The sequence below is a fragment of the Dyella acidiphila genome (assembly GCF_014863405.1).
In the GTDB taxonomy this organism is placed as follows: Bacteria; Pseudomonadota; Gammaproteobacteria; order Xanthomonadales; family Rhodanobacteraceae; genus Dyella_B; species Dyella_B acidiphila.
On sequence record NZ_JACZZA010000006.1, the window covers coordinates 101,135 to 117,964 of the forward strand.

The following is a 16,830-nucleotide window of genomic DNA, read 5'->3' on the forward strand; positions in this document are numbered from 1 at the left end:
ACATGCCGATGGTGACGTCGATGGCTATCGGGCATCATGCGGGCGAGGCATTGGAGCATACGCCCGCGTATAGCGGCAAGCCGCGCTGCAACGATATTTCCAGGGGGATGACCATGACGCGGATGCTCCGATTTGTGTACCTGGCGGCCCTCTCGGTGCTGGTACTGGCCGCCTGTCATCGCAAGCCGGACGAGGTGCTGATCCGGCAGTCCATCGATGCGTCCGTGCAGGCGACCGAGCGCGTGGATGCCGCGGCGCTGCTCGGCCAGCTTACCGACGATTTCGACGGCAACGGCGGTGCGATGCGGGGCCAGGACATCGGCAATCTGCTGCGCATGGCGAGCTTTCGTGGCGAGACTTTGCATGCGGTACTTGGGCCGGTGGATATCGAGCCGCGTGGAGAGCGCTATGTGGCCGATTTCACCATCACGCTGACCAGCGGCGGCAAGGTGTTTCCGTCGCAACTGGGTGTGTACAAGGTGGAAACGGCCTGGCGCAGGGAAGGGCACGACTGGCGGTGCTACGAGGCGACGTGGACCCAGCAGCTGTAGGTTGGGTTAGCGAAGCCTAACCCAACGATGTCGCTACGAAGCGGGTGGGTTGGGCTAGGCTCCGCTAACCCAACCTACCGCTGCTGTTCGCACATTAGGCCTTACATCAGGCCGCCTTCTTCTTCGCCAGCTGACGCAATACGTATTGCAGAATGCCGCCGTGGCGGAAGAACTCGCGTTCCTTCGGCGTCAGCAGCAATACCTTCACCGTAAACGTCTTCTCGCCGCCGTCACCCTTGGCCACTACCGTGGCTTCTTTCGATTCGCCGTCCTTCAGTCCGGTGATCTCGAAGATTTCCTTGCCGGTGAGGCCCAGCGACTTGGCGTTCTCGCCATCCTTGAACTGCAGCGGCAGCACGCCCATGCCCACCAGGTTGGAGCGGTGGATGCGCTCGAAGCTTTCGGCGATCACGGCCTTCACACCCAGCAGCAGGGTGCCCTTGGCCGCCCAGTCGCGCGAGGAGCCGGTGCCGTATTCCTTGCCGGCAAGGACGATCAGCGGAGTCTTGTCGTCTTTGTACTTCATGGCGGCATCGTAGATGGCCATCTGTTCGCCGTTGGGCACGTAGAGCGTATAGCCGCCTTCCACACCGTCCAGCATCAGGTTCTTGATGCGGATGTTGGCGAAGGTGCCGCGCACCATCACGTCGTCGTTGCCGCGGCGTGAGCCGTAGGAATTGAAATCCTTCGGTTCCACCCCTTTGGATATCAGGAAGCGGCCAGCCGGGCTGTCCTTCTTGATCGAACCGGCGGGGGAGATGTGGTCGGTGGTGATCGAGTCGCCGAACAGGCCCAGTACGCGCGCGCCGTGGATGTCCTCGATCTTGCCCGTCTCCATGGTCATGCCGTCGAAGTAGGGCGGATTCTTGATGTAGGTGGAATCGCTCCACTGGTAGACCGAGCCATCCGGCGAGGCGATGTGGTTCCAGCGGCTGTCGCCCTTGAACACGTCGGCGTAATTCTTCTCGAACATCTGCGGATTGATCGCGCCGGCGATGACGTCGGAGATCTCCTGGCTGCTCGGCCAGATGTCTTTCAGATACACCGGCTTGCCATCGCTGCCCTGGCCCAGCGGATCCTTGCTGAGATCCAGGTCGAGGCTGCCGGCCAGCGCATAGGCCACCACCAGCGGCGGCGAAGCGAGATAGTTCATCTTCACTTCCGGATGCACACGGCCTTCAAAGTTGCGGTTGCCCGACAGCACGGAGGCCACCGCAAGATCGCCTTCGGTAATGCCCTTGCTGATTTCCTGCGGCAGCGGACCGGAGTTGCCGATGCAGGTGGTGCAGCCGTAGCCGACGATGTAGAAGCCGACTTTTTCCAGCTCCTTCAGCAGGCCGGTCTTTTCCAGATAATCGGTGACCACCAGCGAGCCCGGGCCGATCGAGGTCTTTACCCACGGCTTGGCCTTCAGCCCCTTTGCTGCCGCTTTCTTGGCCAGCAGGCCGGCGCCAAGCATCACCGCCGGGTTGGAGGTGTTGGTGCAGGAGGTGATGGCTGCGATTACCACCGCGCCGTCCTGCAGATGGAACTCCTCGCCGTTCATGGATACGCGCGGCCCCTTGGCCAGCGCGCTGGCGTCATGGCCCACGGCCGTGCCGCCGCCTTCGTTGGCGAAGCGTGCTTCGCTGCCGTTGCGGTTGGCGGTGAGCGCGCCCAGGCTATCGTGGAAACTCTTTTTCACATCGCCCAGCAGCACGCGGTCTTGCGGGCGCTTCGGGCCGGCCATCGACGGCTTCACGTCGGCCAGGTCGAGTTCCAGCGTGGTGGTGAATTCGGCATGCGGCGTATGTTCGTCGTGCCACAGGCCCTGCGCCTTCGCATAGGTTTCGACCAGCTTGATGTGGTCGTCGCTGCGGCCGGACAGATGCAGGTAGTTCAGCGCTTCCTGGTCGATCGGGAAGATGCCGCAGGTGGCGCCGTATTCCGGCGCCATGTTGCCAATGGTGGCGCGGTCGGCCAGCGGCAGATGCTTGAGGCCGTCGCCGAAGAATTCCACGAACTTGCCCACCACGCCGAGCTTGCGCAGCATCTGCGTCACGGTCAGCACCAGGTCGGTGGCGGTGACGCCCTCGGGGAGCTTGCCGCTGAGCTTGAAGCCCACCACCTGGGGGATCAGCATCGAGGAAGGCTGGCCCAGCATCGCCGCTTCCGCTTCGATGCCGCCGACGCCCCAGCCGAGCACGCCGATACCGTTGATCATGGTGGTGTGCGAGTCGGTGCCGAACACGGTATCCGGATACAGCCATTGCTGGCCGTCCTGTTCGCGCGCAAACACCACGCGGGCCAGATGTTCAAGATTCACCTGGTGCACGATGCCGGTGCGCGGAGGCACCACTTTGAAATTGTTGAATGCCTTCTGGCCCCAACGCAGGAACGAATAGCGTTCCTGGTTGCGCTGGAACTCGATCTCGACGTTTTTCTCCAGCGCCGATTCGGAACCGTATACATCGACCTGTACGGAATGGTCGATCACCAGTTCGGCCGGCGCCAGCGGATTGATCTGCTTGGCGTCGCCGCCCAGCTTCACCACCGCGTCGCGCATCGCGGCCAGGTCGACCACGCAAGGCACGCCGGTGAAATCCTGCAGCACCACGCGCGCCGGCATGAAGGAAATTTCGGTATCCGGTTCGGCCTTGGCGTTCCATTTGGCCACGGCTTCGATTTCTTTCTTGGTGACGTTCACGCCATCTTCGTGGCGCAACAGGTTTTCCAGCAGGATCTTCATCGAGTAGGGCAGGCGCTTGATGTCGAAGTGCTGGCCTAGCTTGGTCAGGCTGGCGATCTGGTAGGAGCTGCCTTTGACGTTGAGGGTGTCGCGGGTGGCGAATGAATCCAGCATGGGGATAACTCCTGTTGCTTGAAATCTGGCGGACGCACGAGGCATAGCAGGCGAATGCTAGTGCAACGAACGTTAGGGGAATTGCAAGGAAGCTCGGGTCCGGTCTGGGGCAGGCGCAAAGTTTGGGACAAATAAAAAGGCGCGCAAGGCGCTGGCTGGCTATTTCGCCATGCTTGCATTGCAAGATTTCGAACGCTGGCGGAAATGCCGTCTTGGATTGCGGCGATTGCGCAGCGGCTGGCAAAATACGCAATGAAATAAAGCCCGAAAGCGGCATGGGGACAGGCCTTCCCACCTGTCCGGCCCAGGCGGCGGCCGTGCCGAATCGAACCGACCGGGATTCTTCCGCCCCCATGGCGGAGGCTTCCCTTTTGCCAGCCACAGGACGAGATCACATGCTCAACGCCTATCGCCAACATGTTGCCGAGCGCGCCGCGCTGGGAATTCCCCCGCTGCCGCTGTCGGCCCAGCAGACTGCCGACCTGGTCGAACTGCTGAAGAACCCGCCGGCAGGCGAGGACGCATTCCTGGTCGACCTGATCACCAACCGCGTGCCGGCTGGCGTGGACGATGCGGCCAAGGTCAAGGCGTCCTATCTGGCCGCGGTGGCCTTCGGCAGCGAGCAGTGCAAGCTGATCAGCCGCGAGCGGGCTACCGAACTGCTGGGCACCATGCTGGGCGGCTACAACATCCACCCGCTGATCGAGCTGCTGGACGATGCGCAGGTCGGTGGCATTGCCGCCGAGGCGCTGAAGAAAACCCTGCTGATGTTCGACTCCTTCCACGACGTGAAGGACAAGGCCGACAAGGGCAATGCCAACGCCAAGGCCGTGCTGCAGAGCTGGGCCGATGCCGAATGGTTCACCAGCCGCCCGGAAGTGCCGCAGAGCATGACCATCACCGTGTTCAAGGTGCCGGGCGAAACCAATACCGACGACCTGTCGCCGGCCCCGGATGCGACCACCCGCCCTGACATTCCGCTGCACGCGCTGGCCATGCTGAAGAACAAGCGCGAAGGCGCTCCGTTCCAGCCGGAAGAAGACGGCAAGCGCGGTCCGATCCAGCAGATCCAGGACCTGGCCAAGCAGGGTCACCTGGTGGCCTACGTCGGCGACGTGGTCGGCACCGGTTCCAGCCGCAAGTCCGCCACCAACTCGGTGCTGTGGTGGACCGGCGAAGATATTCCCTTCATCCCCAACAAGCGCTTCGGCGGCGTGTGCCTGGGCAGCAAGATCGCGCCGATCTTCTACAACACGATGGAAGATGCCGGCGCGCTGCCGATCGAACTCGATGTCTCCAAGATGGAGATGGGCGATGTGGTCGAGCTGCGCCCGTATGACGGCAAGGCGCTGAAGAACGGCGAAGTGATCGCCGAATTCCAGGTGAAGTCGGACGTGCTGTTCGACGAAGTGCGCGCCGGCGGCCGCATTCCGCTGATCATCGGCCGCGGCTTGACCGCCAAGGCGCGCGAGGCGCTGGGCCTGGCACCGTCCACGCTGTTCCGCCTGCCGCAGAGCCCGGTCGATAGCGGCAAGGGCTACAGCCTGGCGCAGAAGATGGTGGGCCGCGCCTGCGGTCTGGCGGAAGGCACAGGTGTGCGTCCGGGTACCTATTGCGAACCGAAGATGACCTCGGTGGGTTCGCAGGACACCACCGGTCCGATGACCCGCGACGAACTGAAGGACCTGGCCTGCCTGGGCTTCTCGGCCGACCTGGTGATGCAGTCGTTCTGCCATACCGCCGCCTATCCCAAGCCGGTGGACGTGAAGACCCATCACGAGCTGCCCGCGTTTATCTCCACCCGCGGCGGCATCAGCCTGCGCCCGGGCGATGGCGTGATCCACAGCTGGCTCAACCGCATGCTGTTGCCCGACACCGTCGGCACCGGCGGCGACAGCCATACGCGCTTCCCGATCGGCATTTCCTTCCCGGCCGGCTCCGGCCTGGTGGCCTTTGCGGCGGCTACCGGCGTGATGCCGCTGGATATGCCCGAATCGGTGCTGGTGCGCTTCAAGGGCGAACTGCAGCCGGGCGTCACCCTGCGTGACCTGGTCAACGCGATCCCGCTGTACGCAATCAAGCAGGGTCTGCTCACCGTGGCCAAGCAGGGCAAGAAGAACATCTTCTCCGGCCGCATCCTGGAAATCGAAGGTTTGCCGAACCTCAAGGTGGAGCAGGCGTTCGAGCTGTCCGATGCATCGGCCGAACGCTCCGCTGCCGGCTGCAGCGTGCGCCTGGACAAGGCGCCGATCATCGAATACCTCACCAGCAACATCACGCTGCTGAAGTACATGATCGCCCAGGGCTACCAGGATGCGCGCAGCCTGCAGCGCCGCATCAAGAAGATGGAAGAGTGGCTGGCCAATCCGCAGTTGCTGGAGCCGGATGCCGATGCCGAATACGCCGCCGTGATCGAGATCGACCTGGCCGACGTGCACGAGCCGATCGTGGCCTGCCCGAACGACCCGGACGACGTGAAGACCCTGTCCGACGTGGCCGGCGCCAAGATCGACGAAGTGTTCATCGGTTCGTGCATGACCAACATCGGCCACTTCCGCGCGGCGTCGAAGCTGCTGGAAGGCAAGCGCGATATCCCGACCCGCTTGTGGGTGGCACCGCCGACCAAGATGGACCAGCAGCAGCTCACCGAGGAAGGTCATTACGGCGTACTCGGCACGGCTGGTGCGCGCATGGAAATGCCGGGCTGCTCGCTGTGCATGGGCAACCAGGCGCAGGTGCGCGAAGGCGCGACGGTGATGTCCACCAGCACCCGCAACTTCCCCAACCGCTTGGGCAAGAACACCAATGTGTACCTGGGCTCGGCCGAGCTGGCCGCCATTTGCTCGCGTCTTGGCCGCATTCCGACCAAGCAGGAGTACATGGCCGACATTGGCGTGATCAACGCCAATGGCGACAAGATCTATCGCTACATGAACTTCGATCAGATCAAGGACTTCAAGGACGTGGCCGACACGGTCGAAGCCTGAGCGCTGCTTGGCCCTCCCCTGCGTGCAGGGGAGGGCTTGCGCCATCTTGCGGCCTGACTCAGCGGCGCAAGATGGGCTTATGGAAAGAGCTGCCCACGCAAGCCCGGCCTCGTGCCGGGCTTCGTCGTTTATGCTGCGCGCACAGCGGCAGCCACAGGCACACGGATGATCTCCACCCACTTATCGGCAGTTTCCCTGCGCGACCTCATCCTGGTTCAGGCCGTACGCCGCCATGGCAGTTTCAACAGTGCGGCGCGGGCGATGCACATCAGTCCGTCGGGTCTGTCGCACCAGGTGCAGAAAGTGGAGCAGGCGCTGGGTGCGCCCTTGTTCGAACGCGGCGGCCGCCGCGTGGTACCTACTGCCGGCGGCGAGCGCCTGCTGGAGCAGATCGATGCCGTGCTGCTGGCGGCAGAACATCTGCAGCAGACAGCACGGGCCGGCGAAACGGCATTCGGCGGCGAGTTGCGCCTGGGTGTGCTGGCCACCTTGGGGCCGTATCTGCTGCCGCATTTGATCGCGCCGTTTCCGCAGCATTTTCCCGGCGCGCGGCTGAGCCTGTCGGAAGGCAAGCCGCGCGGCTTGCTGCGTCGCCTGCACGAAGGCGAACTGGATGCGGTGCTGGCGCCGCCGGTGGCTGCGGTCAGCGGCATCACCATGCAGCGCCTGTTCTTCGAACCGTGGGAGGTGTTGCTGCGCGCCGATCACGCCCTGGCCGGCAAGCGCACGATTGCGCTGGAGCAACTGCAGGCGGACGAAGCCATCCTGATGGCGGAAAGCCACGCCGACGATGAGGGCTATGTGCAGGACGTCAGCCTGGAAAGCCTCGCCGCCCTGGTCACCTTGCGTGGCGGCCATGCGCTGGTGCCCGCGCTGGCGCATGACCGGCTGGCGTCGATGCCGGATATCGTGCTGGCGAAGATCAAGGGACAACAGTTGCCCGGTCGCGAAATCGCCTTGTATTGGCGCGAAGCATCGCCCTGGCACAGTGATCTGAAGACGTTTGCCGATCTATTGCGCAAGCTGGCCAGGCAGCGGGCAGGGCTCAAGCCGATCGATGCTGGCTGATCCACGGGGAGTTTCGTATCATGGTTATTGCAACGCAGCATGCTTGATGCAGGCGTTCGCTTGCATCCGCACGTTGCCGTGATCGTTCCTCTCCCCAAGGAAACCGTTCCCGATGCATCGCGTGGTTATTGTCGGAGGTGGCGCCGGCGGCCTTGAACTGGCCACCCGCCTGGGCAAGACGCTCGGCCGCAGCGAGCGCGCCAGGATCACCCTGGTCGACGCCAATCTCACTCATATCTGGAAACCCCTGCTGCACGAAGTGGCAGCCGGTTCGCTGGATGCGGCCAACGATGAGCTCAGCTATCTCGCGCAGGCGAAATGGAATCACTTCGAGTTTATCTATGGGCGCATGACAGGGCTGGACCGCCGTCGGCATGTGATCCAGCTGGCCGGCTGGAAAGGCATCTACGCGCCGGATGACGTACCTCCTACGGAATTGCGCTACGACACACTGGTGCTGGCGGTCGGCAGCGTGTGCAACGACTTCGGCACCCCGGGCGTGCGCGAACACTGCATCTTTCTTGATTCGCGCCAGGATGCCGAACGGCTGCGTCGCGAAATGCTCGAGCGCCGGCTGGCCGCGGTGGCGGAAGGGCGCGCGCACCGCCTGCGGGTGGCGGTGATCGGCGGCGGCGCTACCGGCGTCGAGCTCAGTGCGGAGCTGTGCGATGCCAATCGCAAACTTGCGCAATATCAGCGCCAGCGCGGTCCGCAGGAAGATCTCGACATCACCTTGATCGAAGCCGGCCCGCGCTTGCTGCCGGCACTGCCGGAGCAGATCGGCGTGTCGGTGGAAAAGGAGTTGCGCAACAAGCTGGGCATCCGCGTATTGACCGGTACTGCCATCAAGCGCGCCGACACCGACGCGCTGTTCGATGCGCAGGGCAACCGGATCGAGGCGGACATGATGGTATGGGCGGCCGGCATCCGCGCGCCGGAATTTCTGCGCCAGCTGGATGGGCTGGAAAGCAACCACCTCAACCAGCTGCTGGTGCAATCCTCGCTGCAGACCACCCGCGATGAAGATGTGTTCGCCTTCGGCGATTGCGCCTCGTGCCCACTCGGCGGCGATGCGACCGGCCATACGCCGCCGCGGGCCCAGGCCGCGCACCAGCAAGCGGAATGGTTGGCAAAAAACCTTTGCCTGCGCCTGCAGGGCAAGCCGCTACTGGATTTTCAGTATCACGACCATGGCTCGCTGGTATCGCTGGCCTCCTACAACACCTTCGGCAATCTGCTCGGCAATCGCATGATCGAAGGCTGGGTGGCGCATTTCTTTTATGCATCGCTCTATCGCATGCACCAATCGGCACTCTACGGCCATTGGCGCACCACGCGGCTGATGATCGGCGGCTTTATCGCCAAGAACACACGCCCGCTGCTCAAGCTGCATTGATGCAAGCGGCAGCGCTGCAAGGCAGGTTGGGTTAGCGCAGCGTAACCCAACAAAACTTCCCATAGCCAAGATCGCTGGCTCACCCCAGATCAAGCCCGAAACAAACCAGCGCGTGCCAGCAATCAGCGATTGTCGAGCGTAGTACCGGTAAGCAGCCCCCGCGCCAGCATGCTGCACTGGCGGCGATGAAACAGCAGCTGCCATTGCCGCCCGCCGACCTGCCGCCACAACACCGCCGAGCGTACGGCCGCGAGCAGGCTGCCGCGCACACGCTCCACCAGGATCGGCTGCTGCAGCCATTGCGGATTGCCAGTGACCATGACGCGCGGACGCAGCGTGGACAGGGTGCCGGCGTAAAGCTCGGCCAGCCGGCTGAACACTTGTGGCGAGTTGAGGCCGAAGTGATCGACCTGGCGTTTGGCCGAGACGATGCCCTGCTGCAGGTCTTCGAGCAGATCCTTGCGATGAGCGAGGGCGCGTTCCAGGCGCATCACCGTCACCACCATGCGGGTCACCGCCATATCGCGGCTGCTTTCGTCGAGCTGCCCGATCAAGGTACGCAAGCCTAGGCGCAGGCCGGACACGTTGCCATACACGCCGATCACCGAGGGCGCGTCGATGCGGAACACACTGGCCAGGCTGGCATCCAGCGCCAGCTCGTCGCAGCGTCCTTCGTTCGCCAGCTGCTGGGCGATGGCCGAGGCCTGGAACAATCCGGCCAAGGCCAGCACTCGTTCCTCATTGATGGCAAAAACTTCAAACACGCTGGAGCACTCTTGTTGTTGCGTCGTGTGGCAGGCCGCCATAGGCCGCATCGGTGGCGGCGATCACCGCGCCGCCGAGGCATTCCTCGCCGGCATAGAACACCACCGACTGGCCGGGGGTTACGGCGCGCTGCGGTTCGTCGAAATACACGTCCACCCGGCCGGCCTGGACAGATACCTCACAGGCCTGGTCGTGCTGGCGGTAACGGGTCTTGGCAGTGCAGCGAAATTGCGCCGCGGGCGGGGTGCCGGCGGTCCAGGTCGGCGCCTCGGCCACCAGTCGCCGCGAATGCAGCCATTCGTTCTCGCCGCCCTGCGCCACCCACAGCACGTTGGCCGCGACATCCTTGCCGACCACATACCATGCTTCGCCGCCCGCATTCTGGCGACCGCCGATGCCCAGCCCATTGCGCTGGCCCAGGGTGTAATACATCACCCCTTGATGCTCGCCGATAAGCTGCCCGTCCGGACTGCGCATCTCGCCGGGCCGGGCCGGAATGTATTGGCTCAGGAACTGGCGAAAATCGCGCTCGCCGATAAAGCAGATGCCGGTGGAATCCTTCTTGGCATGCGTGGGCAGCGCCGCCTCGCGGGCCAGCTCGCGGACGCGGGATTTTTCGATCTCGCCCACCGGGAACAGGGTTGCCGCCAGTTGCTGCTGCCCCAGGGCGTGCAGGAAATAAGTCTGGTCTTTGCCGGCGTCGACCGCGCGCAGCAGGCGATGGCGGCCGTCCTGGCAGTCCACCCGGGCATAGTGGCCGGTGGCGATTTTCTCGGCGCCCAGGCCGCGGGCCTCGTCCAGGAAGGTCTTGAACTTGATCTCGCGGTTGCACAGCACGTCCGGATTGGGCGTGCGGCCGGCGCGATACTCGGCCAGGAAGTGCTCGAACACTCCATCCCAGTACTCCGCGGCGAAGTTCCGGGCATGGAAGGGGATACCCAGGCGCCCGCACACGGCTACGGCGTCCTTGCGGTCGGCATCGGCGGTGCAGGGGCCGCTGCGGTCGTCCTCTTCCCAGTTCTGCATGAACAGGCCTTGCACGTCGTAGCCCGCCTGTTGCAGCAGCAGGGCGGCGACGGACGAGTCCACGCCCCCGGAAATGCCCAGCATCACCTTCATGGGCGGCTACCGCCCGGCATCAGGCTGGCCACGATCGACAAGGGCAGGCGTTGGCCGGCCAGCCAGTCATCGATGCTCATCAGCACCATCGGGCTGCGCAGGCGCTCGCCAAGGGCAGCGATCTCGCCGCGGGTGAGCCACAGGGCGCGGCGGATCCCGGTATCCAGCGGTTGCTGAGGATCATGGCTTAAGGGCTTGGCGGCAAAGCTGAAACGCACCACCACGTCGCCATGCTCCTTGCTCCGCCACTGGTGCACGCCGATCAGGTGGGTGAGGGCGACCGTCCAGCCGGTTTCCTCGCGAGTCTCGCGCACGGCGGCCTGCTGCAGGCTCTCCAGGTCGTCCAGGTGGCCGGCCGGCTGGTTATAGGCGATGCGCCCGCTTACCTCCTCTTCAACCATGAGGTAGCGGTCGCCGTCGGCGACAACGCAGGCAACGGTGACGTGGGGGCGCCATACCTCGTTACTGGAACTGTCAACTTCTGTCATCAAGGGTCACTGGACCAAAACGGACACTGGAAATAGCGACATTGTGCCATTACCTCAAGCACGGCCGCGGAGGAGCCCCCTTCGCCTGGGCGTATACTGCATACGAACAAACGCGAACCCAAAGCATGGCGAACGAACCCGAACAAGAACAACACAACGGTGGACATGGTCTCGCCGTTGAAGTATCCAAGCCTGAAGTGGCGCGTCCCCCGCTGTTTCAGGTGCTGCTGCTGAACGACGATTTCACACCGATGGATTTTGTAGTCGAGGTACTGCGCAGTTTCTTCGGGATGGATCAGGAAAAAGCCGTACAGATCATGTTGCACGTACACACCCGCGGGAAGGGCGTGTGCGGGGTGTTCACCCGCGAAGTGGCCGAAACCAAGGTCACGCAGGTGAACGAGTATTCACGTGCCAACCAGCATCCTCTGTTATGCACGATGGAAAAGGTTTGAATGCTGCTCAACGTTTCTGCATGACGGCCGTTATGCAGTGTATTGATCAGGCGTTTTTGGCCCCCATCTTGCATCCAACGCGGTAGAGCCGCCCCATCATCGCAGCGGAGAAGGTCCGGATGTTCAGCAAGGATCTCGAAGTCACCATCGGCCAGTGCTACAAGCAGGCCCGCGAACAACGCCATGAGTTCATGACGGTCGAGCACCTGTTGCTCGCCCTCACCGAGAACCAGTCGGCATTGGGCGCCCTGCGAGCCTGCGGCGCGGATCTTCCGCGACTTACCCACGAACTGGAAAAGATCATCGCCGAAACCGTGCCGGTACTGCCGCAGGGTGACGAGCGGGATACCCAGCCCACGCTGGGCTTCCAGCGCGTGCTCCAGCGCGCGGTCTACCACGTGCAGTCTTCCGGTCGAAAAGAGGTCACCGGCGCCAATGTGCTGGTGGCGATCTTCGGCGAAAAGGACTCGCATGCGGTGTACTTCCTGCACCAGCAGGAAATCACCCGCCTGGACGTGGTCAACTACATTTCGCACGGCATCGCCAAGATCGGCGACGAGCCGTCCGCGGGCATGTCCGGCGCCGATCGCGATGCCGAGGAAGGCGGCGAGAGCAAGGGCAATCCGCTCAGCGAATACGCCTCCAACCTCAATGAGCTGGCGCTCGAGGGCAAGATCGATCCGCTGATCGGCCGCCAGGACGAGATCGAGCGCACCATCCAGGTGCTCTGCCGTCGCCGCAAGAACAACCCGCTCTATGTCGGCGAAGCCGGCGTGGGCAAGACGGCCCTGGCCGAAGGCCTGGCCAAGCGCATCGTCGACGGCGAGGTGCCGGAGGTGCTGGAAAGCGCCACCATCTGGGCGCTGGACCTGGGCGCGCTGGTGGCCGGCACCAAGTATCGCGGCGATTTCGAGAAGCGCCTGAAGGCGGTCATCGGCCAGCTCAAGAAGCAACCCGGGGCCATTCTCTTTATCGATGAGATTCACACCATCATCGGCGCCGGCTCGGCTTCGGGCGGCACCATGGACGCCAGCAACCTGATCAAGCCGATGCTGGCTTCGGGCGAGCTGCGTTGCATCGGCTCGACCACCTTCCAGGAATTCCGCGGCATCTTCGAAAAAGACCGCGCGCTGGCCCGCCGCTTCCAGAAGATCGACGTGGTCGAACCCAGCGTGGCCGAGAGCTTCGAGATCCTGAAGGGTCTGAGGTCGCGCTTCGAAGAACATCACAGTGTCACCTATACGGTGGAAGCGCTGAAGGCGGCGGTGGATCTGTCCGTGAAGCACATTCCGGACCGCCTGCTGCCGGACAAGGCCATCGACGTGATCGACGAGGCCGGCGCCCGCCAGCGCCTGCTGCCGGTCGAGCAACGCACAGGCAAGGTCGATGTGCCGGAAGTGGAATACATCGTCGCCAAGATGGCGCGCATCCCGGCCAAGCAGGTTTCGGCCTCCGACCGCGACGTGCTGAAGAACCTGGAACGCAACCTCAAGATGGTGGTGTTCGGTCAGGATCCGGCCATCGAAGCGCTGGCTGCTTCGATCAAGATGGCGCGCTCCGGCCTGGCCGATCCGTCCAAGCCGATCGGCTGTTTCCTGCTGGCCGGTCCCACCGGCGTGGGCAAGACCGAGGTCACCAAGCAGCTGGCGATGCAGCTGGGTATCGAGATGATCCGCTTCGACATGTCCGAGTACATGGAAGCGCATTCGGTCTCGCGCTTGGTCGGCGCACCTCCGGGCTATGTCGGTTTCGACCAGGGCGGCTTGCTCACCGAGGCGGTTACCAAGCATCCGCATGCCGTGCTGCTGCTGGACGAAATCGAGAAGGCGCATCCGGATGTGTTCAACATCCTGCTGCAGGTGATGGACCGCGGCGTGCTCACCGATACCAACGGTCGCGAAGCCAATTTCAAGAACGTGATCGTGGTGATGACCACCAATGCCGGGGCACAGCAGGCCTCGCGCCGTGGCATCGGCTTCGTCAAGCAGAACCACTCGATGGACGCGATGGAAGTGATCCGCCGCAGCTTCACGCCGGAGTTCCGCAATCGCCTGGACGCGATCATCCAGTTCAATGCGCTGGACTTCGACCACATCCTGCGCGTGGTCGACAAGTTCCTGATCGAGCTGGAATCGCAGCTGAGCGAGAAGCATGTCAGCCTGGACGTCGATGCCGACGCCCGCCGCTGGCTGGCCGAGCACGGCTTCGATCCGCAGATGGGCGCTCGTCCGATGGCCCGCGTGATCCAGGAGAAGGTGAAGCGGGTGCTGGCCGACGAACTGCTGTTCGGCAAGCTGGCCGAAGGCGGCAAGGTCCTGCTCAGCGTGCGGGAAGGCGAGCTGAAGGTGGATACCGAGGCCGCCGAGCCGATGCCGGCAACGGTGTCCTGAGGCCGGTCCTCGTCACCGAGGTAACGAAAAAGCCGCGCAATGCGCGGCTTTTTCATGGGCGGCGCGGGTAGCTGCGCCGAAAGCCCGGATTACTTCATACGGTAGGTGATACGACCCTTGGTCAGGTCATAAGGCGTCATTTCCACCTTGACCTTGTCACCCGTAAGGATACGGATGTAGTGCTTGCGCATGCGGCCCGAAATATGGGCGATCACGATGTGGCCGTTTTCCAGCTGCACGCGAAACATGGTGTTGGGCAGGGTTTCCACCACCGTGCCTTCCATTTCAATGACGTCGTCTTTGGCCATGCGTTCCGGATTCGCGCGGGCCACCATGGCCGCGTAAGCCGTCGAGTATGCCACGGATCGGCGCATGGTCAAAGGAGATTCAGGCGAAGTGTTCGTCCAGCTTCCGGCGGATTTCCTGTTCGATCATGCCCTTGAGCGGGGAAAACAGCATGCCGAGCTGGGCGCTCACGTGGATTTCATCGGTGCCGATCGCAATCTTGCCGCTGATGCCGGTGCGCTCGAAGGCCAGCACTTCACCCTGCCATTGCGTCTTCACCTCGAACTTCTCGCGCATACGTGCGGCGACCTGATCGATCACGGCATGGGCGTCGGACGGGGAAAGGCGATGAGGGCGGCGGATATCGATGCTGGCCATGGCGAAGCTCTTGGGAGTGAACCGCACATCATAAAGCGTAATTACTGACGATAATTCCTACGCATCTGTTAGAGTCGCGCCGTCACGCCGTCGGGCCATACATGCGCATTGAGTTTCCCCATTCCACTCGGACAGGTTTCCAATGGAACCAGGCGCTGCTGCGCATCGGCAGCGATACCGGCAACGATCTGATCCTGGGGACCAGCCAGGCTGCACCGCATCATCTGCAGGTACGCCTTGACCGCCGCGGCTGGGTACTGGAGGTATTGCCGGATACCACCCGCATTTACGTCAATGCACGGCCGGTGCGCGAACGGGCGCTCCTGCGGCCGGGCGATATATTGAGCGCAGGCGATTGCCGCATGTTGTTGTGCGCGGACGAAGCGCCTGCCGAGCGCGCAGGCCCGCAGACGCCAGAGCGGGAGCGTTGCACGGTCGCCTTGCGTGCGGTGGCAGGTCCGCTTTCGGGCCAGGTGCTGAGCTTGGACGAGCGGCTGGAGCTGGGGCCGTCCGGGCGGATGCCGCTGGATCTGCCGCAGGGCGAAGCCGCCAGTTTGCTGATTTTCTGGCGCGACGGGCGGCTCTGCCTGGAGACCAGCCAGGCGTCCGAATCCCGCTATCCGGTCCGGGTCAACGGCGCCACGGTGACGCAGACGGTACTGCTGCCCGGTGACCAGATCGGCATCGGCATGCACCGTTTCCTGATCGACGCCCCGGGACTGGAACCCGAGCCGGAAATCGTGATGCCCGAGCCGCCGCCCGAGTCGTTGCCGGAAGACACCGCCGGCCCGCGTGGCGAGGTGTGGTGGCTGATCGCCACGGCGGCCGTGCTGGCCTTGGGGATTGCCCTGATGTTGCTGATGCACTCCTGATTGCGCACATCCCGTTGACGGCGCGTTGCTGCGGTGCGGCATAATGCATCGATCATTCATGACGGGAATCGATGCGTGAGCAGGTTATGGAATTTCAGTGCAGGTCCGGCGGCGCTGCCGCTGCCGGTGCTCGAACGCGCGCAGCGCGAGCTGCTGGACTGGAATGGCAGTGGTGCCTCGGTGATGGAGCAGTCCCATCGCGGCAAGCGCTTTATCGCCATGGCCGAGCAGGTCGAAGCCGATCTGCGCGAGCTGATGGGCATCCCTGCCGATTACGCGGTGCTGTTCGAGCAGGGCGGGGCAACCCAGCACTTTGCGCAGATCCCGATGAATCTGGCGGCCGAAGGCGATAGCGCCGACTACATCGTTACCGGTCACTGGAGCGAAAAGGCAGCCAACGAAGCGGCGCCCTATGTGCGCGTGAACGTGGCTGCAAGCAGCAAGGCCTATGACTACCTGCGCATGCCCGCCCGCGATAGCTGGCAGCTCGATCCGACGGCGGCCTACGTCCATATCGCCACCAACGAAACGATCCATGGCGTGGAGTTCCACGATGTTCCCGACGTGGGCGACGTGCCGCTGGTGGCCGATATGTCGTCGGACATTCTGTCCGGCCCGGTCGAGGTCAGCCGCTACGGCCTGATCTATGCCGGCGCGCAGAAAAATATCGGGCCTTCGGGCCTGGTGCTGATGATCGTGCGCCGCGATCTGCTGGCGCGGCCAGGGCGCAAGATGGCCAAGATATTCCGCTATGCCGAGCACGCCACCCACGATTCCATGCTCAACACGCCCAATACCTGGGGCTGGTATCTGGCCGGCCTGACCTTTCAGTGGCTGAAGGACAACGGCGGCCTCGGCGCCATGGCCGAGCGCAATCGCCAGAAGGCCGAACTGCTCTATGCAACGATCGATGGGTCGGGCGGCTTTTATCGCAATCCCATCGATGTGCCGGTGCGCTCGCGCATGAATGTGCCTTTCACCTTGCATGACAGCGCGCTCGATGCCGCCTTTCTGCAGGAATCGGAAGCGGCGGGCCTGCTGGCGCTGAAAGGGCACAAGGCACTCGGCGGCATGCGTGCGTCGCTGTACAACGCCGTACCCGTCGAAGCCGTGCAGGCGCTGGTTGCTTTCATGCATGACTTCAGCCGCCGGCATGGCTGATCTGCCGCTGCGCCGGATACGGACATTCTGCCGGGTTTCGGGCACTATGTGCCTTCGATTCGGACATCTTTAC

The 16,830-nt window shown here is 63.5% G+C and carries 14 protein-coding genes; 8 read left to right on the forward strand and 6 right to left on the reverse strand.

What is annotated here, in order from left to right:
• The first annotated feature begins 113 nt into the window (after window positions 1-113).
• Window positions 114-551, forward strand: coding sequence for a hypothetical protein (locus tag IGX34_RS11390; protein ID WP_192555854.1), 438 nt, complete (start codon window positions 114-116; stop codon window positions 549-551).
• Between the two features lie 106 nt (window positions 552-657).
• Here the strand turns inward: IGX34_RS11390 and acnA are convergent, their stop codons facing one another.
• Window positions 658-3,393: an aconitate hydratase AcnA gene (gene acnA, locus IGX34_RS11395; protein ID WP_192555855.1), complete on the reverse strand. Its 2,736-nt coding sequence runs from the start codon at window positions 3,391-3,393 to the stop codon at window positions 658-660.
• Between the two features lie 395 nt (window positions 3,394-3,788).
• On the opposite strand from acnA, the gene IGX34_RS11400 reads away from it, so the two are divergent.
• The 3 genes from IGX34_RS11400 (at window position 3,789) to IGX34_RS11410 (ending at window position 8,844) form a co-directional block, all read left to right on the forward strand.
• Window positions 3,789-6,380: a bifunctional aconitate hydratase 2/2-methylisocitrate dehydratase gene (locus tag IGX34_RS11400; RefSeq protein ID WP_192555856.1), complete on the forward strand. Its 2,592-nt coding sequence runs from the start codon at window positions 3,789-3,791 to the stop codon at window positions 6,378-6,380.
• Window positions 6,381-6,545: 165 nt separating this feature from the next.
• Complete coding sequence (locus IGX34_RS11405) at window positions 6,546-7,448, forward strand: LysR family transcriptional regulator (protein ID WP_192555857.1); 903 nt, start codon at window positions 6,546-6,548, stop codon at window positions 7,446-7,448.
• A gap of 112 nt (window positions 7,449-7,560) precedes the next feature.
• On the forward strand, window positions 7,561-8,844 hold the full coding sequence (locus tag IGX34_RS11410) for an NAD(P)/FAD-dependent oxidoreductase (protein ID WP_192555858.1): 1,284 nt from the start codon (window positions 7,561-7,563) through the stop codon (window positions 8,842-8,844).
• 122 nt (window positions 8,845-8,966) lie between these two features.
• Here IGX34_RS11410 and hflD read toward each other — a convergent pair whose 3' ends face one another.
• From hflD to IGX34_RS11425, 3 genes are read right to left on the reverse strand one after another with little or no spacing between them, the layout of a single operon-like run.
• Window positions 8,967-9,590 (reverse strand): high frequency lysogenization protein HflD, encoded by a 624-nt coding sequence (gene hflD, locus IGX34_RS11415; RefSeq protein WP_192555959.1) that lies wholly within the window; start codon window positions 9,588-9,590, stop codon window positions 8,967-8,969.
• Between the two features lie 10 nt (window positions 9,591-9,600).
• Entirely contained in the window at window positions 9,601-10,728 is a 1,128-nt protein-coding gene (gene mnmA, locus IGX34_RS11420; protein ID WP_192555859.1) for a tRNA 2-thiouridine(34) synthase MnmA, read from the reverse strand.
• Window positions 10,725-11,216, reverse strand: a complete 492-nt coding sequence (locus IGX34_RS11425) for an NUDIX hydrolase (protein ID WP_192555860.1) — start codon at window positions 11,214-11,216, stop codon at window positions 10,725-10,727. The genes mnmA and IGX34_RS11425 overlap by 4 nt, the downstream gene beginning before the upstream one ends.
• A 125-nt stretch (window positions 11,217-11,341) precedes the next feature.
• Here IGX34_RS11425 and clpS point away from each other — a divergent pair, with 125 nt between their 5' ends.
• Window positions 11,342-11,671, forward strand: a complete 330-nt coding sequence (clpS, locus tag IGX34_RS11430) for an ATP-dependent Clp protease adapter ClpS (protein ID WP_192555861.1) — start codon at window positions 11,342-11,344, stop codon at window positions 11,669-11,671.
• A 119-nt stretch (window positions 11,672-11,790) separates the two neighbouring features.
• Complete coding sequence (gene clpA, locus IGX34_RS11435) at window positions 11,791-14,061, forward strand: ATP-dependent Clp protease ATP-binding subunit ClpA (protein ID WP_192555862.1); 2,271 nt, start codon at window positions 11,791-11,793, stop codon at window positions 14,059-14,061.
• Between the two features lie 89 nt (window positions 14,062-14,150).
• Here clpA and infA read toward each other — a convergent pair whose 3' ends face one another.
• Both infA and IGX34_RS11445 read right to left on the reverse strand, forming a co-directional pair.
• A complete protein-coding gene (gene infA, locus IGX34_RS11440; protein WP_115476254.1) occupies window positions 14,151-14,369 on the reverse strand; it encodes a translation initiation factor IF-1 in 219 nt (72 codons plus the stop codon).
• Between the two features lie 79 nt (window positions 14,370-14,448).
• Window positions 14,449-14,724: a polyhydroxyalkanoic acid system family protein gene (locus IGX34_RS11445; protein WP_192555863.1), complete on the reverse strand. Its 276-nt coding sequence runs from the start codon at window positions 14,722-14,724 to the stop codon at window positions 14,449-14,451.
• A gap of 101 nt (window positions 14,725-14,825) precedes the next feature.
• Between IGX34_RS11445 and IGX34_RS11450 the strand changes: the two genes are divergently transcribed.
• Both IGX34_RS11450 and serC read left to right on the forward strand, forming a co-directional pair.
• On the forward strand, window positions 14,826-15,596 hold the full coding sequence (locus IGX34_RS11450; protein ID WP_192555864.1) for an FHA domain-containing protein: 771 nt from the start codon (window positions 14,826-14,828) through the stop codon (window positions 15,594-15,596).
• 75 nt (window positions 15,597-15,671) lie between these two features.
• Window positions 15,672-16,757, forward strand: a complete 1,086-nt coding sequence (gene serC, locus IGX34_RS11455; RefSeq protein ID WP_192555865.1) for a 3-phosphoserine/phosphohydroxythreonine transaminase — start codon at window positions 15,672-15,674, stop codon at window positions 16,755-16,757.
• The last annotated feature ends 73 nt before the right edge of the window (window positions 16,758-16,830 follow it).